A 24,015-nucleotide genomic window follows, 5' to 3' on the forward strand; every position below is an offset into this window, starting at 1 on the left:
CCCGTATAGCGACGGGGAGAGGGGCGCCTTCATCGATGGTTTCGCCGACCATAAGCGTCGCTATAGAAGCGCCGAGACTACGGCCAGCCCCTTTCTCCCCGTCACTATAAGGGGAGAAATGTCCGGCAGGACAATGAGGGGCGGCACCGACTTCGGCAATTGGCGTGGGGCGATTGCCTTGGGGGCACCTTTAGACACAATGGTCGTCCTCAAGGAGGGTAAAGCCTGATGGGCGCCTACATACTGCGCCGCATCCTTTTGATGATCCCGACCCTGTTCGGTATCATGGCGGTGTCATTTGCCGTCATCCAGTTTGCTCCAGGCGGGCCGGTCGAGCAGGTCATCGCCAGGCTGACCAACCAGGGCGGCAGCGATCGCCTCGGCGGCGGCGGGGGTGATGCCGGCGGCGCCAATGTCGATGTCGCCGGCGACGTCGGCTCGAAATACCGCGGCGCGCAAGGGCTCGATCCCGAATTCATCAAGAAGCTGGAGAAGCAGTTCGGCTTCGACAAGCCGCCGCTCGAGCGCTTCGGCATGATGCTGTGGAACTATCTCCGCTTCGATTTCGGCGACAGCTATTTCCGCGACATATCGGTGCTCGACCTGATCCTGGAAAAGATGCCGGTGTCGATCTCGATCGGGCTGTGGATCACGCTTTTGTCCTACCTGATCTCGATCCCGCTCGGCATCCGCAAGGCGGTCAAGGACGGCTCCACTTTCGACGTCTGGACCAGCGGCGTCGTCATCGTCGGCTACGCGATTCCGGGCTTCCTGTTCGGCATCTTGCTGATGGTGCTGTTTGCCGGCGGCTCGTTCTGGGACTGGTTTCCGCTGCGCGGCATCACCTCCGACAATTGGGACCAGCTGTCCTGGCCGCAGCGGATCGTCGACTATTTCTGGCATATGACCCTGCCGCTGACCGCGCTGGTATTATCGGCCTTCGCCACGACGACGCTTTTGACCAAGAATTCCTTCCTCGAGGAAATCCGCAAGCAATATGTGGTCACCGCCCGCGCAAAGGGCCTGTCGGAGCGGCAGGTGCTTTATGGCCACGTCTTCCGCAACGCCATGCTGATCGTCATCGCCGGTTTTCCCGGTGCCTTCATCTCGGCATTCTTCACCGGGTCACTGCTGATCGAGAACATCTTTTCGCTCGACGGCCTCGGCCTGCTTGGTTTCAACTCGGTGGTGCAGCGCGACTATCCGGTGGTCTTCGCCAATCTCTACATCTTCTCGCTGCTTGGCCTGTTCGTCGGGCTGCTGTCCGATCTGATCTATACCTGGGTCGATCCGCGCATCGACTTCGAGCGGAGAGACGTCTGATGGCGCAGGTGACAGCCGAAACGGCGCCGCCTCGGATCGCGCGGCCCTTTCTGTCGCCGCTCAACCAGCGGCGCCTGCAGAACTTCAAGTCCAACCGGCGCGGCTACTGGTCGTTGTGGATTTTCCTGTTCCTGTTCGTGCTGTCGCTGGTTTCCGAACTGATCGCCAACGACAAGCCGATCATCGCCTCCTACAAGGGCGAGATCCTGTTCCCGGTCCTGGTCGCCTATCCCGAGGAGAAGTTCGGTGGCTTCTATGCGGTCACCGACTACCGCGACCCGGTCATCCAGGACGAGATCAACGCCAATGGCTGGATGGTCTGGCCGCCGGTGCGCTACTCCTACCAGACCGTCAACAACGCTATTCCCGAAGCAGCACCGACCAAGCCGTCCTGGCTCTACGACAAGAAGACGCGCTGCAACCAGTATCCGAAAGGCGAGGCAGACCCCAATTGCAACGTCGGCAACTGGAACTGGCTGGGCACCGACGACCAGGCCCGCGACGTGCTGGCGCGCGTCATCTACGGCTTCAGGATCTCGGTGCTGTTTGGCCTGATCCTGACTGCCGGCTCGGCGCTGATCGGCGTGGCGGCCGGCGCTCTGCAGGGCTATTTCGGCGGCTGGACCGACCTTCTTTTCCAGCGCTTCATCGAGATCTGGTCGGCCATCCCGGTGCTGTATCTGCTCCTGATCGTCGCCGCCATCCTGCCGCCCGGCTTCTTCATCCTGCTCGGATTGATGCTGCTGTTCTCCTGGGTGGCACTGGTCGGCGTGGTGCGGGCCGAGTTCCTGCGCGCCCGTAACTTCGAATATGTCAATGCGGCGCGCGCGCTCGGCGTGTCCAACGTCACCATCATGTTCCGGCATCTGCTGCCCAACGCCATGGTGGCGACGCTGACCTTCCTGCCCTTCCTGCTCAGCGGCTCGATCTCGACGCTGACCTCGCTCGACTATCTCGGCTTCGGCCTGCCACCCGGCGCCGCCTCGCTGGGTGAGCTGTTGAAGCAGGCACAGCGCAACCTCAACGCGCCCTGGCTCGGCATTTCCGGCTTCGTCGTCATCTCGCTGATGCTGTCGCTGCTGGTCTTCGTCGGCGAGGCCACGCGCGACGCCTTCGATCCGCGCAAGACGTTCAGATGAGCGACACCCCTCTCCTTTCGGTCCGGGATCTCAGCGTCGCTTTCACGCAAAGCGGCAACCAGTCGATCGCCGTCGACCATATTTCCTTCGACCTCGCCAAGGGCGAGACGGTGGCGCTGGTCGGCGAATCCGGCTCCGGCAAGTCGGTCACCGCGCTGTCGGTGCTGAAGCTGCTGCCGTATCCGACTGCCAGCCACCCTTCGGGAAAGATCCTGTTCCTCGGCGCCGACCTGCTTGCCGCCGACGAGAGAGACCTGCGCCGCGTGCGCGGCAACAAGATCACCATGATCTTCCAGGAGCCGATGACCTCGCTCAACCCGCTGCATACGATCGAGCAGCAGATCGTCGAGGTATTGAAGCTGCATCAGGGCCTGGGCGATCGCAAAGCCAAGGCGCGCACGCTGGAACTTCTGCACGAGGTCGGCATCCGCGAGCCGGAGAAGCGGCTTGACGCCTATCCGCACCAGCTTTCCGGCGGCCAGCGCCAGCGCGTCATGATCGCCATGTCGCTGGCCAACGAGCCTGAACTTTTGATCGCCGACGAGCCGACGACGGCGCTCGACGTCACCGTCCAGGCGCAGATCCTCGAGCTGCTCGCCGGCCTGAAAAGCCGCAAGAACATGTCGATGCTGTTCATCACCCACGATCTCGGCATCGTCAGGAAGATCGCCGACAGGGTCTGCGTGATGACCAAGGGCAAGATCGTCGAGACCGGCCCGACCAAGGAGATATTCGCCAATCCGCAGCACGCCTACACGCGGCATCTGCTTGCCGCCGAGCCGAAAGGCAAGCCGCCGGCGGCCAACCAGGCCGCCAAGCCGGTGATGGTCGGCAAGGACGTCAAGGTCTGGTTTCCGATCAAGAAGGGCTTCTTCCGGCGCACCGTCGACAATGTGAAGGCGGTCGACGGCATCGACGTCACCGTGCGGGCCGGCCAGACACTTGGCGTCGTCGGCGAATCCGGCTCAGGCAAGACGACGCTCGGCCTGGCACTGGCCAGGATGATCTCGTCGACCGGGACCATCCAGTTCAACGGACGCGGCATCGATCAGCTGTCCTTCAACGAAATGCGGCCGCTGCGGCGCGAGTTGCAGATCGTCTTCCAGGATCCGTTCGGTTCGCTCAGTCCACGCATGTCGGTCGCCGAGATCATCGAGGAAGGGTTGAAGATCCATGAGCCGAAGCTGTCGCCTGATGCGCGCGACGAGCGTGTCGTCGACGTGCTGAAGGAAGTCGGCCTCGATCCGGCGACGCGCAACCGCTATCCGCACGAATTCTCCGGCGGCCAGCGCCAGCGCGTCGCCATCGCGCGCGCCATGGTGCTCAACCCGCGTTTCGTCATGCTGGACGAGCCGACCTCGGCGCTCGACATGAGCGTGCAGGCGCAGGTCGTCGACCTCTTGCGCAGCCTGCAGGCCAAGCACGACCTCGCCTACCTCTTCATCAGCCACGATCTGAGGGTCATCCGCGCGCTCGCCAACGAAGTCATCGTCATGCGCAATGGCAGGATCGTCGAGGCCGGTCCTTCCGAACAGATTTTCGGCAAACCGCGGACCGACTATACAAAGGCGTTGATCTCGGCCGCCTTCAAGATCGAAACGGCGCCGGTCGGCATCGTCAGCGAGTAGATTTTCGCCAGAGATCATGCACAAAATCAAAACGCTGCCGCGCCTTGCGCGTCGGGACGCGAACGCTGTTGGTAAAAAGGGAAAAACAATCCGCAATGGAAAAAGGCCGCATCCTGCTTGCCCTCACCGGTATTCATCCGCTGCGCTGGCGCGAACTGCTGTCGGCGGAGCGCGAGGTGGTGCTCGAGCCGAACGGCGCCGGCGATCCCTCGATCACCTATGCGGTGGTGTGGAAACAGCGGCCGAACCTGTTGTCGTCGCTGCCCAATCTGCGCGCCATCTTCTCGATCGGCGCCGGCGTCGACCACATCTTCGCCGATCCCACCTTGCCCGACGTACCGGTCGTCAAGGTGGTGGCCGACAACCTGACCCAGTACATGACCGAATACGTCGTCTGGCGGGTGCTCGACCACCATCGCCAGGGCATGCTCTACCGCGCCCAGCAGCAGAAGAAGATCTGGCATGAACCGCAGCAGCGGCCGGCCAGCGACATCTCGGTCGGCATTATGGGGCTCGGCACGCTTGGCCGCGCGGCGGCATCGGTGCTGTTGTCGCTCGGCTTTCCCGTCAATGGCTGGTCGCGCAGCGACCGGCCGATGCAAGGTGTCTCGACTTACGCGGGCGAGGCCGGCCTGATCCCGTTCCTCAACGCCACCGATATCCTGGTGGTGCTGCTGCCGCTGACGCCGCAGACGCACGGCATCATCAACCACAGCGTGCTGAAGGAGCTCCGCAAGCGCAACGGGCTCGGCGGTTCGGTGCTGATCAATGCCGGGCGCGGCAGGCTGCAGAAGGACGCCGACATTTTGCGCGCGCTGGACGACGGCACGCTGAAGGAAGCCAGCCTCGACGTGTTCGAGGTCGAGCCGCTGCCGAAGACCAGCCCGCTATGGAGCCACCCCAAAGTGTTCGTGACGCCGCACGCGGCGGCAACCTCCGATCCGGTCCACCTGGCGCCGATCATGCTGCGTCAGATGGATGCTTTCGAGCGCGGCGAAGCGCTGGAAAATGTGGTGGATCGCGACGCTGGGTATTAATTTTTTAGAGCGCCGCTTTCCAGTCTCAGCCCCAGCCGAGCGGCACGTAGTCGATCTCCATAAACGCCGCGACCTCGGGGATCCAGCGGTCGCGGACGAAGGCGTGGTCGGGATGATCGTTATAGCCGGAATAGGCCCGCTGATCGGCGAACTCCATCGAGAAGCCGAAGCGGTAGTCGTTCTTGGGACTGACCTGCCGCAACTGCTCGAAATGCGTGACGCCCTTTATCGCCGTGAGAATCCTCTTGGCGTCGGCGAGGAACCGTTTTTCCTCGAGCGAATGCGGCGGGTGTTTCAGCGTGAACACGACGGTGTGACGGATCATTTTCTGCTCCTGCGATGTCTTCGTCTCACACGCTGTCGGCCCAGGCGCGGATGAGGTTATAGGCGATCGCGCCTTTCGGCGGCGTCACCAGGCCGCCCGGATGTTCCCTGGCCAGCATCGACAGCACCTCGTCGCGAAAGAACCAGCGGCAATCTTCCAGCTCGTTGAGGTCGGGGTGGATATCGTCGTTGAGCGGTTCGCCGAAGCAGCCGATCATCAGCGAGTAGGGGAACGGCCAGGGCTGGCTGGCGTGGTAGACGACGCGGCCGAGCCTGATGCCGGCTTCCTCCAGTGTTTCGCGGCGCACCGCCGCCTCGATCGTCTCGCCCGGCTCGATGAAACCGGCGAGCGCCGAATACATGCCGGGCCCGAAATGCCGGCCGCGGCCGAGCAGGCATTTTTCGCGTGTTGCCGTCAGCATGATCGCCACCGGGTCGGTGCGCGGAAAGTGCTCCGTACCGCAGGCCGGGCAATGCCGCTTGTAACCGCCCGCCCGCATCTCGGCTTCGGTGCCGCATTTGCTGCAGAAGCGATGGCTGGCATGCCAGGCGAGCAGCGCCGCCCCTTGCGCCAGCGCGCCGGCCGCCGCTTCGTCGATCAGCCCCTGCATATAGACCGAGCGATAGTCGATCGCCTTGATCGTCTCGGGAAGCTGCTCCGGCTCGACCCCGGCCGGCACCGCCAGCACCGGGCCGCTTTCGGAAAAACCGAGCAGGACGCCGTTTTCGAGCGATGCTTCGAGCGGCCGGCATTCGGCCACGCCGAACCAGGGGTCGAATGCGCCTTGCGCAAGTTTCAGATAGAGCCGGCCGCCACGCATCAGCAAAAGCCGCGCCGAGGGATCGGCGAGTGCGTTTTCGACGGAATCGTCGGCGCGGTTTTCGGACTGCCGGTCGATAATGTTGCCGGCGAAGCCGACGAACTGGCTCGGCTCGCGCAAGGGCGCGTCAAACAGGCGAAAGCTCATGCAGACTCGGGAAGGTTCAAGGTGGACACGGGAGAGGCTTATAGCGCTGCCTTGATCTTTTCCGCAAACTTGCGAAGGTCGGAGCGCTGATAGGGCTCGCGCAGGCCGTGCCCCCACACCGGGCCGGGCCAGCCGGGATCGCCTTCCGAGCGCGCAATGACGTGTACATGCAACTGGCGCACGATGTTGCCGAGTGCGCCGGTGTTGATCTTGGTGCAGCCGGTCACCCGCTTCAGCGCCAGCGCCACCATGTTGGTCTCGAAGGTCAGCATCGCCTGGTCCAGCGGCGTCATGTCGTGGATTTCCTCGATGCCCGGCCGCTGCGGCACCAGCAACAGCCATGGCCAGCGGCGGTCGTTCATGACGCGCAATTCGCACAGGCCGAGCCACATCAGCTGTTCGCTGTCGGCTTCCAGCTGGGCGTCAAGCGTGAATCCGGCCTTGAGGCCCGGCAGCATTGGCGTTTCCCACACTTTTTGACGTTTTTTGACCTCCATCGACGCTAGAGCGGCTTCCGAAGGGCCGCAAGGGGCAGCAAGCAACATTGGCCGTCGCGGCGCTGATTGTGCGCGAAGATGTGAGGGCCCGGGCAAATTGCATCAGGTTGGCGCTGCCCCGCCGAGGATCGCGGCCACATTTTGTTCTTGCTTTGTGCCGGCAGCTATGCTACTAATCTCGCTATGGTGATTATTCGCACCAACGACCCGCCCGCCGAGGCGGGTTTTTGGTTTCAGCTTTCGCCGTCCCTCAAGGCCCCTATCATCCGCACTTGCATTTCATCGCCGGATTGCCGATATGGAGGCTGGGAGGTTGGTGGTGGACGGTCCACTCGCCAACCGGGTCAGGTCCGGAAGGAAGCAGCCCTAACGAGCCCGGAACGGGTCATTGTTCCAGCCTCCCGCCTCTTCGCCTTTTGCCCCGACATTGACGGCGCCAAGCCGCGCGGGCGAAATTATGCGCAGGAATCGGCCGCCTCCAGTGGCAGCCCTTGGAGCTTTACGGGCGAATGAGCGAAGCCGGAAACGAGGCCGGGAAATTGGACAAGCCTGCCGCCTACCGCGTGCTGGCGCGCAAATACCGACCGTCGAATTTCTCCGAACTGATCGGCCAGGAGCCGATGGTCCGCACGTTGACCAATGCCTTTGCCACCGGCCGCATCGCCCAGGCCTGGATGCTGACCGGCGTGCGTGGCGTCGGCAAGACGACGACCGCGCGCATACTCGCGCGGGCCCTGAACTACAAAACATCGACCGTCGACCAGCCGTCCGTCGACCTTGCCGTGCTCGGCGAGCATTGCCAGGCGATCATGGAAGGCCGGCATGTCGACGTCATCGAGATGGACGCCGCCTCGCATACCGGCATCGACGACATCAGGGACATCATCGAGCGTGTGCGCTATGCCCCGGTGTCGGCGCGCTACAAGGTCTACATCATCGACGAAGTGCACATGCTTTCCAACCAGGCCTTCAACGGCCTGCTGAAGACGCTGGAAGAGCCGCCGCCGCACGTCAAGTTCATCTTCGCCACCACCGAAATCCGCAAGGTGCCGATCACCGTCCTGTCGCGCTGCCAGCGTTTCGACCTCAGGCGCATCGATGCGGCAATGATCAAGGCCGACCTTGCCAGGATAGCCGGTCTGGAGGGCATCGAAGTCGAAGACGATGCGCTGGCGATGATCGCGCGCGCGGCCGAAGGCTCGATGCGCGATGCGCAGTCGATCCTCGACCAGGCGATCGCCCATGGCGGCGGCGCGGTCAGCGCCGAAGCGGTGCGTGCCATGCTCGGCCTCGCCGACCGTGCCCGCATCGTCGACCTGTTCGAGCATGTTATGAAGGGCGACGTCGCCGCCGCACTTGCCGAATTCCGTGCCCAGTACGATACCGGCGCCGATCCTGCCGCGGTGCTGACCGACCTTGCCGAGTTCAACCATCTGGTCACCCGTCTGCGTTTCGTGCCGGCTGCCATCGACGACGCCTCGCTGTCCGAGGACGAGCGCCGGCGCGGCGCCGATTTCGCCAGCACGCTGTCGGTCAAGGTGCTGTCGCGGACGTGGCAGATGCTCTTGAAAGGCATTCCCGAGGTGCAGACCTCCAACCGCCCGGTCAGCGCCGCCGAGATGGTGCTGATCCGGCTGGCCCATGCCGCCGACCTGCCGACGCTGGACGAGGCGCTGAAATCGCTGGAGAACGGCGGTACACTGCCGGGCGCTGCGCCGCGCGTGAATGGCACGCCGGCAAGCCCCGGCCCGGCAAACCATGCGCCTGCAGGCGGTGGTGCCGGCGCCGTGGCGCAGGCGCGGATGCCGACGTCCAATGGCGGCGCCCAGACAATGCGCCTGGTCGAGACGATGCGCCTGGTCGAGGCCGAGCCCGTGCCGACCAACTTCGTTGCTCCGCCGGAGCCGGCGGTCGAGGCGTCGCCGGTGCCGGTGAAATCGCTGGCCGACATTATCGCCCTTGCCGACGCCCAGCGCGACATGGCCTTCAAGGTGCTGGTGAAGCGTTGCGTGCGCCTGGTGCGCATCGAGCCCGGTCGTATCGACGTCAGCCTGACCGACGATGCGCCGAAGATGTTGCTCAATGATTTGACCGCCAAGCTGCGCGCCTGGACGGGCCGCAACTGGCTGGTGTCGCTGTCGAAGGACGAGGGCGGCCAGACCTTGGCCGAGATGGAATCGACAAAGCGCGAAAACGCCTTCCTCGATGCCAAGAGCGACCCGACGGTCGCCGCCATCCTGGCGCGCTTTCCCGGTGCCAAGATCATCGACGTGCGCATTCCCGATGCACCGGAAGCCGACGACGCCGAAGTGCCGGTCGAGCCGCCGGCCGACGACGACGAAACCTGAACAACCTGGACCAGCTGCAAAGGACAGTGCGATGAAAGACCTTCTCGGCATGATGGGCAAGGCAAAGGAAATGCAGGCCAAGTTCCAGGCCATGCAGGATGAGATCGCCACGCTGGAAGCCACCGGGCAGGCCGGCGGCGGCCTGGTCAGCGTGACGCTGACCGGCAAATTCGAGATGAAGTCGCTGAAGATCGACCCGGCGCTGTTCAAGGAGGACGAGGTCGAGATTCTCGAGGACCTGCTTCTCGCTGCCCACAACGACGCCAGGACCAAGGTCGAGCAGATCATGCAGGAGAAGACCAGGGCGCTGACCGCGGGCCTACCGATCCCGCCGGGAATGAAACTGCCGTTCTAAGGCTAGTGCATGTCGCGCAAAAGTGTGCAGCGGTTTTGCGATAACGACATGCATCAAAACAAGAACCTAAAGCGCGTCGCATGAGGCCGGTCGAACGCGACGCGCTAGTCAATCGGTATGCCGTTACAGTGGCCGAAGAGTGCAGCGGCCCAGTGCTCGCTCCACCGCCAGCTGTGTCTATTGGGCAACTCCCCACACTTAATAACGCTTTAGCCATCTTTTTGCCTGAAAGTGTCTCATTCTTGCCGCAACCAGGGGCGGGCTGGCAGCAGAATTGAGGGGACACCTGTTGATCTCTACCCGATGGAAGACGCCGTTGCGGCTCGGCGTCGTTATCTCGCCGCTGTTTTTGGCCGCTTGCAGTCAGACCGCCTCGCACGGCATGTCCAGCCTGACCGATGCCATTACGCCGAGTTTCCTGAGCTCGCGCTCCTACAATTCCACGCCGAAGGAGAAGGAATGCCTGGAGCGGGCGATGTTCTTCGAGTCCAACCGCTCCAGCCGTGACGGCATGATTGCGGTCGGCACGGTGGTGATGAACCGGCTGCGGTCCGGCAATCACGGCAACACCATCTGCCAGGTCGTCGGCGAGCGCGGGCAGTTCGCGCCGGGCGTCATGACACGGCCGATGAATTCGAAGGCGATGCCCGACGTCGAGGAAGCCGCCGAGGCGGTGCTCAAGGGCGAGCGCAAAGCCAAGCTGAAGAACACCATGTATTTCCACACCGCCGGCCTGCGCTTCCCCTACAAGAACATGCACTACACCATGGTCGCCGGCGGCAATGCCTTCTATGAAAAGCGCGGCCGCAACTGGCAGCCGCTGCCGGACGAACCGGTGGTCGCCATGGCCCAAGCCAAGCCGCAAGCGCCTGCCGCTCAGGCCATACTTGTCGCCTCGGCGGAGCCGGCTCGCGAGGTCAAGCCGACATTCGCCAAGGCAACCTATGTTACCGCCGCCGCATCGCTGCCGGCAAAGCAGACAAGGGTGACCGCCGGAATGGCGACCCCGGAGAAGGCGACGGCGGAGAAGCCGATGCTTGTGGCGCTGCAGGAACCAATGCAGGAGCCGGATGCGGCCCGTTTTGGCGGAACCGTGAGCGAGCGGCCTGTCACCTCCTTCCAGGCCGCGCCGGCAGAGCCGACAATGTCGTTCGAGGCGACGCCCGAGAACACCGACGCCATCGGCGCGATGATCGCCGGCCAGACCCGACCACTGGAAGAAAACTGAGGGCGGCAGCACTGGCCGCGACGTCGGCCTTCCCTTCTCCCCTTGTGGGAGAAGGTGGCCTCGCGGAGCGAGGTCGGATGAGGGGTGCTCCAGCTTGGCATCGACGGCGCTCCGGCCAACACCCCTCAACCGTCTTGGCGCTGCGCGCCAATCCACCTTCTCCCACAAGGGGAGAAGGGAAGAGCGGAGCCCCTGGCCGCTCAACTGTTCCAAAGCGTGCGGAAAAATCCTAAACCGGTGCGATGTCGAAGCGAATCGCCGGTCCCGAGATCGAACGCCTGATCCAGCTGCTGGCCAAGGTGCCGGGGCTCGGTCCGCGTTCGGCACGCCGCGCCGCACTCCACCTCATCAAGAAGAAGGAACAGCTGCTGGCGCCGCTCGCCGCCGCCATGGGCGAGGCGGTCGACAAGGTGCGCATCTGCTCGACCTGCGGCAATGTCGATACCTCAGATCCATGTATGATCTGCACCGACCCCCGCCGCGACCCCACTACGCTCATCGTCGTCGAGGACGTGGCCGACCTTTGGGCGTTGGAGCGGGCGACAGCCATGAACGTGCGCTACCATGTGCTCGGCGGTACGCTGTCGCCGCTCGACGGCATTGGTCCTGATGAGCTCAACATCCGTTCGCTGGTCGATCGCGTCGCCGGCGGCGAAGTCAAGGAAGTGATCCTCGCCGTCAACGCCACTGTCGAGGGCCAGACCACCGCGCACTACCTCACCGACCAGCTTTCCGGCTTCGACATCAAGGTGACGCGCCTGGCGCACGGTGTTCCGGTCGGCGGCGAACTCGATTATCTCGACGAAGGTACGCTGGCCGCAGCACTGAAGTCGCGGACAGTGTTTTGAGGCGAGTTGCGGGGAGAGTGCTTCCGAGATGATTGCGTTCCGTCGCGCCCCCCTCTGTCCTGCCGGACATCTCCCCCTCAAGGGGGGAGATTGGCTGTCGCGCTGGCTTTCGCCAATCTTCAACGGTGCAAGGCTGGAGCAGAAATCGAAGCTGCCAATCTCCCCCCAAGTGGGGGAGATGTCCGGCAGGACAAAGGGGGGCGCGACAGAACGCCGAGCTCGCACACTAGCCTGCCTCTCGTTTCTACCAGCCCTACTTGGGTTGATCCTCGCCACTCCCGCCTCCGCCGCAAAAATCGACGGCCAGTTCCACGCGTGGCTCAGCAACGACCTCTGGCCCGAAGCCAAGGCCAAAGGCATCTCTAGGAAAACCTTCGATGCCGCTTTCGACGGCGTAAAGCCGAACCTCAGGCTGCCCGACCTGGTGAAGCCGGGCGAGAAGGCGACGACGCCGCAGAAGCAGCATCAGGCCGAATTCGGTTCGCCGGGCGCCTATTTCGCTGAAAAGATAGTCCGAGCGGTGACCGCCGGCGGCCGCACCCGCGAGGCGACCAACGCTAGGACGCTTGCCGCGATCGAGAAACGCTACGGCGTGCCTGGCGAAGTGCTGCTGGCGATCTGGGGCCGCGAGAGCGGCTTCGGCGCGGCGAAGATGCCTTATGACGCCTTCGAGGTGCTGGGCACCAAGGCGTTCATGTCGACCAAGAAGGAATTCTTCCGCACCGAGCTCTTGGCTGCGCTCGAGATCGTCGAGCGCGGGCTTGCCCCGGTCGGCGCGATGAAATCGTCTTGGGCAGGCGCGCTTGGCCAGCCGCAGTTCATGCCGACATCATTCCTCAAGCATGCCGTCGATTTCGACGGCGACGGCCGCACCGACATCTGGAATTCGACGCCCGATATACTGGCCTCGATCGCCAATTATCTCGTCCATTATGGCTGGGTCAGGGGCCGCGGCTGGGGCTTCGAGGTGACTGTGCCGGACAGCGTCTCGTGCTCGCTCGAAGGTCCGGACCAGGGCAAGAAGATTTCCCAATGGGCTGATATGGGCGTCAGGCGTGTGTCGGGTAAACCGTTCCCGCCGAGCGAACTGAAAGCCGAGGGCTTTCTTTTGATGCCGGCCGGGCGTAGCGGCCCGGCCTTCATCGTCACCCCCAATTTCTATGTGCTGAAGCAGTATAACACCAGCGATCTCTATGCCCTGTTCATCGGCCATGGCGCCGATCGCATCGCCCATGGCGACAGCAATTTCTCGGGCAATTGGGGCGCGGTCGGCGGGCTCTACCGCTCCGACATCGCCGCCCTGCAGCGGGCGCTGGAAGCCAGGGGCTACGATGTCGGCAGCGCCGACGGCCTGCCTGGCTTCAAGACGCGCCGCTCGATCGGCAAATGGCAGGCCAGCAACGGCCGTTCCGCTACCTGCTTTCCCGACGCCGACCTGGTTACCGCGCTGAAATAGCCGGATTTTCGCTCCGCCGGTCTGGCCCAATCGACCGTTCTGCAAATGCTCGTTGCCGCGCTCGAAACCGCCGGATATGGTGAACCGGAACCGCACAAAAAATTGCCAAGACAACGGTCCGGGGATCACCGTTCGACGCGGCAAGAAATGCCACAACCCTGAGCCGGGAACTCAGGTCAACAAAAACAGGGAACAGTTAAAATGATGATGGAAAAGTTTGCTCTACGCTCCCGCTTCTTGCTCGCGGGCGCGGCTATGTCCGCGCTGCTCCTGGCCGGTGCGCCTGCCTTCGCGGTCACGCCCGCCGACACGCTGGTCGAGGGTTTCGCCATCGACGACATCATCACCATGGATCCGGGCGAAGCATTCGAATTGTCGACCGCAGAGGTCACCGGCAACACCTATGATCTTCTGGTACGCCTCGACCTCAGCGACACATCCAAGGTCAAAGGCGATCTCGCCGAAAGCTGGAGCGTCTCCGACGACGGCCTGACCTACACGTTCAAGCTCAAGCCCGGCCTCAAGTTCGCCTCCGGCAATCCGATCACGGCGGCCGACGTCGCCTATTCGTTCGAGCGCGCCATCAAGCTCGACAAGAGCCCGGCCTTTATTATCGGCCAGTTCGGTATCGATGGCGGCAACGTCACCGAGAAGGCCAAGGCCGTTGATGACACCACGTTCCAGTTCACGGTCGACAAGGCCTATGCGCCGAGCTTCGTGCTGAACTGCCTGTCGGCGACGGTCGCCTCGGTCGTCGACGCCAAGCTGGTCAAGGAGCATGTCGCCGCGGTCACGCCGAGCGCCGACTACAAATGGGACAATGATTTCGGCAATGCCTGGCTGAAGACCGGCTATGCCGGCTCCGGTGCCTTCAAAATGCGCGAATGGCGGGCCAACGAGGCCGTCGTCCTTGAGCGCAACGACAATTACTACGGCGAAAAAGCCAAGCTTGCCCGCGTCATCTATCGCAATATGAAGGAAAGCTCGGGCCAGCGCCTGGCGCTGGAAGCCGGCGACATCGACGTCGCCCGCAATCTCGAGCCGAACGACCTTGATGCCATTGCCAAGAATGCCGACCTCACCACCACCAGCGCGCCGAAGGGCACGGTCTTTTATATCAGCCTCAACCAGAAGAACCCGAACCTCGCCAAGCCCGAGGTTCGCCAGGCGTTCAAATATCTCGTCGACTACGACGCATTGGGCTCGACCATCCTCAAGGGCATCGGCGAGATCCATCAGACCTTCCTGCCCAAGGGCGTGCTCGGCGAGCTGGACGAAAACCCCTTTAAGCTCGACGTCGCCAAGGCCAAGGAACTGCTTGCCAAGGCCGGCCTCGCCGACGGCTTCAGTGTCACCATGGACGTACGCAGCACCCAGCCGATTACCGGGATGGCGGAATCGATCCAGCAGACGCTGGGACAGGCCGGCATCAAGCTGGAGATCATCCCCGGCGACGGCAAGCAGACGCTGACCAAATACCGCGCCCGCAACCACGACATCTATATCGGCCAGTGGGGCCAGGATTATTTCGATCCGAACTCCAATGCCCAGACCTTTGCCAGCAACCCGGACAATTCGGATGAAGGCAAGACCAAGACGCTGGCCTGGCGCAACGCCTGGGACATTCCGGACCTGACCAAGCAGACCGAAGCCGCCCTGCTCGAGAAGGACGCGGCCAAGCGCGCCGCAATGTACCAGGATCTCGAGAAGAAGATCCTCGATACCAGCCCCTTCGTCATCATCCACCAGCAGCTGGAAGTGGCCGGCCTGCGCAAGAACCTCAAGGGTTTTGCGCTCGGCCCGAGCTTCGACACCAACTTCGTCGGCCCCGTCTCGAAAGAGTGATGCCGGGGAGTGACGCCGGCGGACGCGCCGTATGAGCGTAGTTGAAAGCGAAGTGACGGCAGGGCGCGGCGGCGCCCGCGCCGTTGCCGTGGCCTCATCGATCGCCCGGTTCCTGGTCATCGCGATAACGACTTATCTCGGTCTGCTCGCGGTGACCTTCTTCATCGGCCGCGTGATCCCAATCGACCCGGTGCTGGCGGTGCTCGGCGACCGGGCGCCGGCCAACGTCGTCGAGCGAACGCGCCGCGAGATGGGCCTCGACCTGCCGCTGGTCGAGCAGTTCTACATCTATGTCAAACATGCCCTGAACGGTGATTTCGGCACCTCGGTGCTGACCACCAATCCGGTGATGACCGATATCCGCCGCGCCTTTCCGGCGACGCTCGAACTGGCGACGTTAGGAACATTGATCGGTTCGGTGATCGGCGTGCCGCTTGGCGTGCTTGCCGCCGTGCGGCGCGGCAGCGTTATCGACCAGATCGTGCGCATCATCGGCCTTGTCGGCTATTCCGTGCCGATCTTCTGGCTGGGGCTGCTGGCGCTGGTGCTGTTCTACGCCAAGCTGCAATGGGTCGCCTTTCCCGGCCGGCTCGACGTCGTCTACGAATACACCTTCACGCCGATTACCGGCTTTTACCTGCTCGATGCGCCCTGGCAGCGGCAGTGGGACGTATTTGCCGATGCCTTCCGCCACATCATCCTGCCGGCCTCGCTGCTCGGCTATTTCTCGCTCGCCTACATCAGCCGCATGACGCGCTCGTTCATGCTGAACGAACTCACCCAGGAATATATCGTCGCAGCGCGCGCCAAGGGCCTGTCGGAAACGCGCATCATCTGGGGTCACGCGCTGCGCAACGCCGCGGTGCCGATGGTCACGGTGATCGCTCTGTCCTATGCCGGGCTGCTCGAAGGCTCGGTGCTGACCGAGACAGTGTTTTCGTGGCCGGGCATCGGCCTCTACATCACCAACTCGCTGCAGAACGCCGACATGAATGCCGTGCTTGGCGGCACGATCATCATCGGCTCGGTCTTCATCGCCATCAATCTATTCTCCGACCTGCTCTACCGGCTGCTCGATCCAAGGACCAAGGCAGGATGAGGACCAAGGCAGGATGAGCACGGAAGCGATTCAAACCCGCCGCGACTGGCTGCTCAGCGAGCGGCCGGCGTCGCGCGTGCAGGCGAGGCTCGGCCGCGCCTATGTGGCCTGGCGGCGCTTTTCGGCCAACCGGCTGGCGTTTGCCGGCCTGCTCATCATCATCGCCTTGTTGTTGGTCGCAGCCTTCGCCGATGTGCTGGCGCCCTATTCGCCGACGTTCGGCGACCTCAAGGGCTCGCGGCTCCTGGCGCCGAGTGCGGCGCACTGGTTCGGCACCGACGATCTCGGCCGCGATATCTATTCGCGCATCATCTTCGGCTCGCGCTGGACACTCTACGTCGTCATTCTGGTTGCCATTATCGCCGCGCCCATCGGCTTGCTGGTCGGCACCGTCGCCGGTTACGCCGGCGGCTGGACCGATGCGATCCTGATGCGCATCACCGACATCTTTCTCGCCTTTCCGAAGCTGATCCTGGCGCTGGCCTTTGTCGCCGCGCTCGGCCCCGGCATCGAAAATGCCGTGCTTGCCATCGCCATCACCTCGTGGCCGCCCTATGCCCGCATTGCCCGCGCCGAAACGCTGACGGTGCGCAATTCCGATTACATCAAGGCGGTGCAATTGATGGGCGCCTCGCCGTTTCGCATCGTGCTTCGCCACATCATGCCGCTCTGCATCTCCTCGCTGATCATCAGGGTGACGCTCGACATGGCCGGCATCATCCTGACCGCGGCCGGCCTCGGCTTCCTCGGCCTCGGCGCGCAGCCGCCGCTGCCCGAATGGGGCGCGATGATCGCGTCGGGCCGCCGCTTCGTGCTCGATCAGTGGTGGGTGGCGGGCGCGCCGGGCTTTGCCATCCTCATCGTCAGCCTCGGCTTCAACCTGCTCGGCGACGGCCTGCGCGACGCGCTCGATCCCCGAAGCGGTGACCAATGAGTGGCGACCAATGAGCACGCTTCTCGAAGTCGACGACCTGCGCGTTACCTTCCCGACGCGCACCGGCCTGATCGAGGCGGTGCGCGGCGTTTCCTTCTCGCTCGGCCGCGAGCGGCTCGGCATCGTCGGCGAGAGCGGTTCGGGCAAGTCGCAGACCGGCCGCGCCATCATGGGCGTCACCCCGCCGCAGGCCGAGGTGACCGCGACGACGCTCGCTTTTGACGGCATCGACCTGCTGGCCGCCTCGCCGCGCGAGCGCCGCGCGCTGCGCGGCAAGCGTATCGCCATGATCCTGCAGGATCCGAAATATTCGCTCGACCCGGTGATGAGCATCGGCCGCCAGATCGTCGAGACGCTGCGCACGCATGAGAAGGTCTCCAAGGCCGAAGCCCGCGACCGCGCGCTGGCCATGCTGGAGGCTGTGCAGATCCGCGATCCGGCCCGTGTCTTCGACCTGCATCCGCACGAGGTTTCCGGCGGCATGGGCCAGCGCGCCATGATCGCCATGATGCTGATCGCCGGGCCAGAAATGATGATCGCCGACGAGCCGACCTCGGCACTCGACGTCACTGTCCAGCTCGACGTGCTCGGCATCCTCGACCGGCTGGTCAGCGAGCGCGGCATGGGGCTGATCTTCATCTCGCACGATCTGCGCCTGGTCTCGTCCTTCTGTGATCGTGTCATCGTTATGTATGCCGGCAAGGTGGTCGAACAGCTCAAAGCCTCGGAGCTCGGCCGCGCCCAGCATCCCTATACGCGCGGCCTGCTCAACTGCATGCCCAAGATCGGCGCCGACCGTCACCCGCTGCCGGTGCTCGACCGCAAGCCGGAGTGGGCAGCATGACGGCAGCGCTTTCCGTCGACAGGCTGGAGGTGGTCTTCGACCGCTTCCGCGCGTTGAAAGGCGTCAGCCTCGAGGTCGAATCCGGTGAATCCTTCGGCCTGGTCGGCGAGTCCGGCTCCGGCAAGTCGACGTTGCTCAGGGCAATCGCCGGCCTGGCGCCGGCCGCTTCGGGCACCATCGCGGTCAACGGCAAAACGCTCGGCGCGCGCCGCGACAAGGCGTTCTACCGCGAGGTGCAGATGGTCTTCCAGGACCCGTACGGTTCGCTGCACCCGCGCCAGACCGTCGACCGCCTGCTGCAGGAGCCGCTCGCCATTCACGGCTTCACCGACAGCGAAAAGCGCATCCAGCGGGCACTCGACGAGGTCGGCCTCGGCACCGGGTTCCGTTTTCGCTATTCGCATCAATTGTCCGGCGGTCAACGCCAGCGCGTGGCGATCGCCCGCGCCCTGATTCTGGAACCGTCGATCCTGCTGCTCGACGAGCCGACCTCGGCGCTCGACGCTTCGGTGCAGGCGGAGGTGCTGAACCTGCTGGAAGAGATCAGGCGCCGCCGCAAGCTGACCTTCCTGATGGTCAGCCACGACCTAGCCATCATCACCCACATGTGCGAACGGCTGATGGTGATGCAGAACGGCGAGGCGATGGAGAATCTGACCGCGGACGATCTTGTCGAACGCCGTGTCACCAAGGATTATACGCGCAATCTGCTGAGGGCCAGCGAGGGGTTCGTGCGGACGGCGTGAGTAGGCTTGCTTTCAATTCCCCGCGTCGTGTTCTTTCGCGCCCCCCTCTGGCCTGCCGGCCATCTCCCCCACGGGTGGGGAGATTGGCTGTCACCACTGATTTCGCCAATCGCCAACGTTATAGAAGGAACGCTGCCGACGAAGCTGCCAATCTCCCTCCTTGTGGGGGAGATGTCCGGCAGGACAGAGGGGGGCGCGAAGGAACGGGACTTGGCAACTTTGTGTCAGGTCGCCCGCCGGACGGGCAGGCCCAATCGCCCGCCGCCAGTGCCAACTTGAGGAAAACCTGAAATAAGCCCAGAAGAGTCTCAACAGCCATCAACGAGAGCGGGCGCCGGCCCGGTGAGGGATACGATGACAAATTCAGCCATTTCCGAACGCAAGAGCCAGTCGATTTCGCGCGGCGTCGGCATGACCACTCAGATCTATGCCGATCGCGCCGAAAACTCGGAGATCTGGGATGTGGAAGGCCGCCGCTATATCGATTTTTCGTCCGGCATCGCCGTCGTCAACACCGGCCACCGTCACCCCAGGGTGATCGAAGCGGTCAAGGCGCAGCTCGACCGCTTCACCCACACCTGCTATCAGGTCGTGCCCTATGAGAGCTATATCAGGCTGGCCGAACGGCTGAATGGCATGCTGCCCGGCAAGTTCGACAAGAAGACGATCTTCGTCACCACCGGCGCCGAGGCGGTCGAGAACGCGATCAAGATTGCGCGCAACGCCACCGGCCGGCCGGCGGTCATCGCTTTTTCCGGCGGCTTTCACGGCCGCACCTTCATGGGCATGGCACTCACCGGCAAGGTCGTGCCCTACAAGGTCGGCTTCGGCGCCATGCCGGCGGATGTCTTCCATGCGCCGTTCCCGGTTGCACTGCACGGCGTGTCGGTCGCCGATTCGCTGGCTGCGCTCGACCGGCTGTTCAAGGCCGATGTAGATCCGGCCCGCGTTGCCGCGATCATCGTCGAGCCGGTGCAGGGCGAGGGCGGCTTCTACGAGGCGCCGCGCGACTTCATGACCGCATTGCGCAAGATCTGCGATCAGCACGGCATGCTGCTGATCGCCGACGAGGTGCAGACCGGCTTTGCCCGCACCGGCAAGATGTTTGCCATGGACCACCACGAGGTGGCGGCCGACATCACCACCATGGCCAAGAGCCTGGCCGGCGGCTTCCCGTTGGCGGCGGTCACCGGGCGCGCCGAGGTCATGGATGCGCCGAACCCCGGCGGACTCGGCGGCACCTATGGCGGCAGCCCGATCGGCGTCGCCGCGGCGCATGCCGTGCTCGACGTCATCGACGAGGAGAAGCTCTGCGACCGGGCCAACACGCTGGGCAACCGGCTGAAGCAGCGCCTGCAAGCGATCCGCGACGAAGCCCCGGAGATCGTCGATATCAGAGGCCCCGGCTTCATGAACGCGGTCGAGTTCAACGATGTAACGAAGGGCCTGCCGTCGCCGGAACTCGCCAATGCGGTCCGGCTGAAGGCGCTCGACAAGGGCCTGATCCTGCTGACCTGCGGCGTCTACGGCAACGTCATCCGCTTCCTCGCGCCGATCACCATCCAGGATGGCGTCATGAACGAGGCGCTCGACATTCTGGAAAGTTCGATCCGCGAGGCCCGCGCCGCCTGAGCGGCGAGGATATCGCCTAGATTCAACTGCGCGAAGGCCGAGATAGGTGGCAAGCCGCCGTTCAACGCCCTATGCGAGCACGAAATTCGGCAGTCGAATTGGTGCGTGGAAACGGTTCGGAAGGCAACTGTACACCGAGAAAGGCACAAAGCGGCTCCCACCCTTCGGAGGCCTGATAAGTAAGAAGGCGTTCAGGTGGCAGCGTTGATTTCACGGAAGCGTTATGTGCTTCATAGACAGCGATTGCGTGATCACGGTTATCAAATCGACCGCCAAAGACAGTGTTTCCAACCACCGCCACACCAAAGGACTGTGGATCATTGGTAGCAGCATCCATCGTGAGCCCTATTGTTTGCGCCATGCTGTCATACCAGGCTTCCGGGTCACGAACTGTCAGGATAACCTTTGCATGAGGGTAGTGGTCACTCACTTCGCGCCAAAAATGCGCCGTTGGCCAATCGACCGCGGAAAGATAGCCGGCATATGCCGCATCCCAGGTCGGGAGTTGTCCCTGGCCGGCGGCGCGCCACAGCGCCTTCTGCTCGGGATTGGCGTGGACATCTGCCATGTGATGACACGGCCCGAACCCAAGATGCTCCAACGCGAGCTTCAGCGAATATGTGCCAGTGCGACCCATGCCCGCGCCAATGACATATAAAGCCATGAGCACCCCCGCGACGAATTTCAATTGGTCAAAATACCGCTGTTTCCTTTACTTCGCTATATGTTTTGAAGGTCAGCTCCCGGTCGAACTCGGTCATTCAGGGTGATTGGGTTTGATCTTATCCTGCCGCGCGGGCCGGCTCTGCCTGCTGGAAGGCGGCGAGCGCGGCCTTCAGCCCGTCGGGCCCGGTCGCGACAATCTGCGGCGACGGCGAAAAGCCGGCGCCGAGCATCTTGCGGCCAAGCATATGGTCGCCCGGCCGGTTGACCGACTCGATGCCGAGCAGCCGGCTTCCGGCATAGTGGTAGATGGAGAATTTGTTCTCGGCCACGTCGCCCAGCACGACATGGCTGTCGCCGCCCGCAATCAGGCCGACCATCTGCAGCTTCATGTCACCGATATCGGACCAGAACCACGGCACTGCCGAGTAATTGTCGGTGTGGCCGGCGATGGTGCGTGCGGCGAGCCGCGCCTGGTCAGTGGCGTTCTGCACCGATTCCAGCCGCACGTCGCCGCCGGTGAACCAGTGCCGGTAAGACGCCGCGTCGCCGATGGCGAGGATTTCCGGCACCGACGTACGCATCTGCTGGTCGCCGCGGATGCCGTTGGCGATGACAATGCCGGCGGCTTCGGCCAGTTCGACATTCGGCACGACGCCGATACCGATGACGACCATCTGCGCCGGCAATCTTTCGCCGGATGAGGTGATTGCAGCCGAAACACGGCCGTTCTCGTCCTCCAGCCGTTCGATGGTGGTGCCGGTAAGGATGCGCACACCGGTGGCCTCCAGCCGCTGGCGCACATGGCCGGCGATGACCGGTGCCACGGCGCGGCCGAGCAACCGGTCGACCGCCTCGACCACCGTGACCTTGCGGCCTGCCGCGGTGAGCGTCGCGGCAATCTCCAGGCCGATGAAGCCGCCGCCGAGGATGACGACCTCCTCGCTTTGCGCGCTCAATTCGCGGATCAGGCGGGCATCGCCGAGCGAGCGCAGCGACACAACGCCGGAAAGCTCCGAACCCGGCAGCGGCAGCAGGCGCGGCCGCGCGCCGGTGGCGAGGATCAGCCGGTCAAACGGCAACACACCGCCGCCCGATATCTCCAGCCTGCGGCCGCCTACGTCGATCCGCTCGACCCGGATGCCTGGCCGGAAGTCGATGGCGCTGCCGGTATAAAAAGCCTCGCCGCGCAACGGCTGCGGCTTTGCTTGCTGATCCTTGATGAAGGTCTTCGACAGCGGCGGCTTGTGGTAGGGCAATTCGTTTTCGTCGCCGACCAGGATCACCGGGCCGTCATAGCCTTCTTCGCGCAGGCTGGCGGCCGCTTGCACGCCCGCATGACCCGCACCGACAATGACGACCCCGTTCTTCATAACAGCCCGATTCCTCATCCAAATCTAGGACGTCTCGCCAGGTGGCGATTGTCCGGCGCCGCCGCAAGAGCGCCGATCCGGGTCGCACCCGGAACGGCCGCCTGTCAACTGCGTCATGCGCCGGCATTCCTCATACGTCGGTGTTAAAGTTGACAGTTCTAGTTTAGAATAATTCTAAACTATTGTTTCAATTGAATTTTTTCTACGCCACCAGTTGACATCCGGCGTCTTCGCCGTTTTATGGAAGCTCGCGCGTCAGCGCATCCCTTTGATGTCTGGGCCTTGAACCCTTTCGATTGGAGGCATTTCGGTGTCTTTCTTCCGCGAACCGCGCGATGGCGCGACCCTTCTTTGCCCGCTGGCAGCTGCCCGCCGAGGCGCCGGCATTTCATTGATTCCCGAGGAGAGACAATCATGAGAACGATGATCACGGCACGGTATGGCGGCAGGCTTGCGGCGATCGGCGCCACCGCAATGCTGACGGCGGCCGTGTTCGTGCTGCCGGCCAAGGCGCAAACCGATGCCAAGGCGGTCATCAAGACCTATTCCGACATTGCGCTCGCCAAATACGAGGATTCGCTGATCGCGGCCGAGGCGCTCGACAAGGCTGTCGATGCGCTGCTCGCCAAGCCATCTGCCGAAACGCTGAACGCCGCCCGCGAGGCCTGGAAGGCATCGCGCGTTCCCTATCAGCAGACCGAGGTCTATCGCTTCGGCAATGCCATCGTCGACGACTGGGAAGGCAAGGTGAACTCCTGGCCGCTCGACGAAGGCTTGATCGACTATGTCGCCAAGAGCTACGGCACTGAGTCGGACGCCAACGCGCTCTACACCGCCAATGTGATCGCCAACAAGTCGATCGAGATCAACGGCAAGAAGGTCGACGCCACGGACCTGACGCCGGAGTTCCTCTCCGGCACCCTGCAGGAGGCCGGCGGTATCGAGGCCAATGTGGCGACCGGCTATCACGCGATCGAATTCCTGCTTTGGGGTCAGGACTTACACGGCACCGGTCCGGGCGCCGGCGAACGGCCCTACACCGATTACGACCTCGCCAATTGCACCGGCGGCAATTGCGACCGCCGCGGACAGTATCTGAAATCGGCGAGCGACCTTCTGGTTTCCGATCTAAAGGATATGGCCGACGACTGGAAGGAAGGCGGCGCCGCCCGCAAGAACCTTGTCGATGGCGAGCCGAACGCCGCCATTTCGACCATCTTCACCGGCATGGGTTCGCTGTCCTATGGCGAGCTCGCCGGAGAGCGGATGAAGCTCGGCCTCTTGTTGCACGACCCGGAAGAGGAGCACGATTGCTTCTCCGACAATACCTACAACTCCCATCTTTACGATGCGATCGGCATCCGTGCCGCGTATCACGGCAGCTACAAGCGGCTCGACGGCACTGTCGTCGAGGGGCCGTCGGTCGCCGACATGGTCAAGGCGGCCGACCCGGCGGTTGACAAGGAATTGTCGGACAAACTGGACGTCACCGTCGCCAAGATGGAGGCCATCAAGGCACGGGCGCTTGCCGGCGAGGCCTATGACCAGCAGATCGGAGAAGGCAACACGGAAGGCAATGCCACTGTGCAGGCGGCGATCGACGCGCTGGTCGATCAGACCAAGTCGATCGAACGCGCCGTCGGTACCCTGAAGCTCAATGCGATAGCCTTCGAGGGCTCGGACAGCCTCGATTCACCGGACAAGGTGTTCCAATAGACTATCGAAACC

At 63.5% G+C, this 24,015-nt stretch carries 21 protein-coding genes and 1 other RNA gene; 17 read left to right on the forward strand and 5 right to left on the reverse strand.

All coding sequences use genetic code 11. The features are described from left to right. Positions 1-228: 228 nt before the first annotated feature. From NKH60_RS03760 to NKH60_RS03775, 4 genes are all read left to right on the forward strand, one after another. Positions 229-1,323, forward strand: coding sequence for a microcin C ABC transporter permease YejB (locus tag NKH60_RS03760; RefSeq protein ID WP_352448571.1), 1,095 nt, complete (start codon positions 229-231; stop codon positions 1,321-1,323). Next, on the forward strand, positions 1,323-2,462 hold the full coding sequence (locus NKH60_RS03765; RefSeq protein WP_352448572.1) for an ABC transporter permease: 1,140 nt from the start codon (positions 1,323-1,325) through the stop codon (positions 2,460-2,462). Before NKH60_RS03760 ends, NKH60_RS03765 begins: the two co-directional genes overlap by 1 nt. Then, positions 2,459-4,090 (forward strand): ABC transporter ATP-binding protein, encoded by a 1,632-nt coding sequence (locus tag NKH60_RS03770; RefSeq protein WP_352613863.1) that lies wholly within the window; start codon positions 2,459-2,461, stop codon positions 4,088-4,090. The genes NKH60_RS03765 and NKH60_RS03770 overlap by 4 nt, the downstream gene beginning before the upstream one ends. A 95-nt stretch (positions 4,091-4,185) precedes the next feature. Then, entirely contained in the window at positions 4,186-5,127 is a 942-nt protein-coding gene (locus tag NKH60_RS03775; RefSeq protein WP_352613864.1) for a 2-hydroxyacid dehydrogenase, read from the forward strand. Positions 5,128-5,152: 25 nt separating this feature from the next. On the opposite strand, the gene NKH60_RS03780 is transcribed toward NKH60_RS03775, so the two are convergent. From NKH60_RS03780 to NKH60_RS03790, 3 genes are read right to left on the reverse strand one after another with little or no spacing between them, the layout of a single operon-like run. After that, positions 5,153-5,452 carry a Dabb family protein gene (locus NKH60_RS03780; RefSeq protein WP_352871272.1) on the reverse strand — a complete coding sequence of 100 codons (300 nt, stop codon included), beginning with the start codon at positions 5,450-5,452 and terminating at the stop codon, positions 5,153-5,155. 25 nt (positions 5,453-5,477) lie between these two features. Next, positions 5,478-6,419 (reverse strand): NAD(+) diphosphatase, encoded by a 942-nt coding sequence (nudC, locus tag NKH60_RS03785; protein ID WP_352613865.1) that lies wholly within the window; start codon positions 6,417-6,419, stop codon positions 5,478-5,480. 38 nt (positions 6,420-6,457) lie between these two features. After that, positions 6,458-6,877, reverse strand: a complete 420-nt coding sequence (locus NKH60_RS03790; RefSeq protein WP_023676868.1) for an HIT family protein — start codon at positions 6,875-6,877, stop codon at positions 6,458-6,460. Between the two features lie 347 nt (positions 6,878-7,224). Here NKH60_RS03790 and ffs point away from each other — a divergent pair. The 12 genes from ffs (at position 7,225) to NKH60_RS03850 (ending at position 20,251) form a co-directional block, all read left to right on the forward strand. Continuing rightward, positions 7,225-7,321: signal recognition particle sRNA small type (gene ffs, locus NKH60_RS03795), an RNA gene on the forward strand. 104 nt (positions 7,322-7,425) lie between these two features. Further along, positions 7,426-9,264: a DNA polymerase III subunit gamma/tau gene (locus NKH60_RS03800; protein WP_352613866.1), complete on the forward strand. Its 1,839-nt coding sequence runs from the start codon at positions 7,426-7,428 to the stop codon at positions 9,262-9,264. A 31-nt stretch (positions 9,265-9,295) separates the two neighbouring features. After that, positions 9,296-9,619, forward strand: a complete 324-nt coding sequence (locus tag NKH60_RS03805; RefSeq protein WP_352470044.1) for a YbaB/EbfC family nucleoid-associated protein — start codon at positions 9,296-9,298, stop codon at positions 9,617-9,619. A gap of 289 nt (positions 9,620-9,908) precedes the next feature. Continuing rightward, the gene (locus NKH60_RS03810) at positions 9,909-10,847 is read left to right on the forward strand and encodes a cell wall hydrolase (RefSeq protein WP_352613867.1); all 939 of its coding nucleotides are present in this window, start codon (positions 9,909-9,911) and stop codon (positions 10,845-10,847) included. Between the two features lie 242 nt (positions 10,848-11,089). After that, on the forward strand, positions 11,090-11,695 hold the full coding sequence (gene recR / locus NKH60_RS03815; RefSeq protein WP_023676872.1) for a recombination mediator RecR: 606 nt from the start codon (positions 11,090-11,092) through the stop codon (positions 11,693-11,695). Positions 11,696-11,873: 178 nt separating this feature from the next. Next, positions 11,874-13,151, forward strand: a complete 1,278-nt coding sequence (locus tag NKH60_RS03820; RefSeq protein WP_352613868.1) for a lytic murein transglycosylase — start codon at positions 11,874-11,876, stop codon at positions 13,149-13,151. A gap of 201 nt (positions 13,152-13,352) precedes the next feature. Then, on the forward strand, positions 13,353-14,996 hold the full coding sequence (locus NKH60_RS03825) for an ABC transporter substrate-binding protein (RefSeq protein ID WP_352613869.1): 1,644 nt from the start codon (positions 13,353-13,355) through the stop codon (positions 14,994-14,996). Between the two features lie 31 nt (positions 14,997-15,027). Continuing rightward, positions 15,028-16,095 (forward strand): ABC transporter permease, encoded by a 1,068-nt coding sequence (locus NKH60_RS03830; protein WP_352613870.1) that lies wholly within the window; start codon positions 15,028-15,030, stop codon positions 16,093-16,095. Positions 16,096-16,108: 13 nt separating this feature from the next. Next, positions 16,109-17,029 carry a nickel transporter permease gene (gene nikC / locus NKH60_RS03835; protein WP_352613871.1) on the forward strand — a complete coding sequence of 307 codons (921 nt, stop codon included), beginning with the start codon at positions 16,109-16,111 and terminating at the stop codon, positions 17,027-17,029. A 10-nt stretch (positions 17,030-17,039) separates the two neighbouring features. Then, on the forward strand, positions 17,040-17,873 hold the full coding sequence (locus tag NKH60_RS03840) for an ABC transporter ATP-binding protein (RefSeq protein ID WP_352542928.1): 834 nt from the start codon (positions 17,040-17,042) through the stop codon (positions 17,871-17,873). Beyond that, positions 17,870-18,619, forward strand: coding sequence for an ABC transporter ATP-binding protein (locus tag NKH60_RS03845; RefSeq protein WP_352613872.1), 750 nt, complete (start codon positions 17,870-17,872; stop codon positions 18,617-18,619). The genes NKH60_RS03840 and NKH60_RS03845 overlap by 4 nt, the downstream gene beginning before the upstream one ends. A 354-nt stretch (positions 18,620-18,973) precedes the next feature. Further along, complete coding sequence (locus NKH60_RS03850; protein WP_352455102.1) at positions 18,974-20,251, forward strand: 4-aminobutyrate--2-oxoglutarate transaminase; 1,278 nt, start codon at positions 18,974-18,976, stop codon at positions 20,249-20,251. Between the two features lie 61 nt (positions 20,252-20,312). On the opposite strand, the gene NKH60_RS03855 is transcribed toward NKH60_RS03850, so the two are convergent. Both NKH60_RS03855 and NKH60_RS03860 read right to left on the reverse strand, forming a co-directional pair. After that, positions 20,313-20,915 carry a sulfotransferase family protein gene (locus NKH60_RS03855; protein ID WP_084643033.1) on the reverse strand — a complete coding sequence of 201 codons (603 nt, stop codon included), beginning with the start codon at positions 20,913-20,915 and terminating at the stop codon, positions 20,313-20,315. A gap of 118 nt (positions 20,916-21,033) precedes the next feature. Then, positions 21,034-22,287: an NAD(P)/FAD-dependent oxidoreductase gene (locus NKH60_RS03860; protein ID WP_352871278.1), complete on the reverse strand. Its 1,254-nt coding sequence runs from the start codon at positions 22,285-22,287 to the stop codon at positions 21,034-21,036. A 423-nt stretch (positions 22,288-22,710) separates the two neighbouring features. Here NKH60_RS03860 and NKH60_RS03865 point away from each other — a divergent pair, with 423 nt between their 5' ends. Continuing rightward, positions 22,711-24,003, forward strand: coding sequence for an imelysin family protein (locus tag NKH60_RS03865; RefSeq protein ID WP_502904300.1), 1,293 nt, complete (start codon positions 22,711-22,713; stop codon positions 24,001-24,003). The last annotated feature ends 12 nt before the right edge of the window (positions 24,004-24,015 follow it).

It is taken from the genome of Mesorhizobium sp. M1006, assembly GCF_040318825.1.
Taxonomy (GTDB): domain Bacteria; phylum Pseudomonadota; class Alphaproteobacteria; order Rhizobiales; family Rhizobiaceae; genus Mesorhizobium.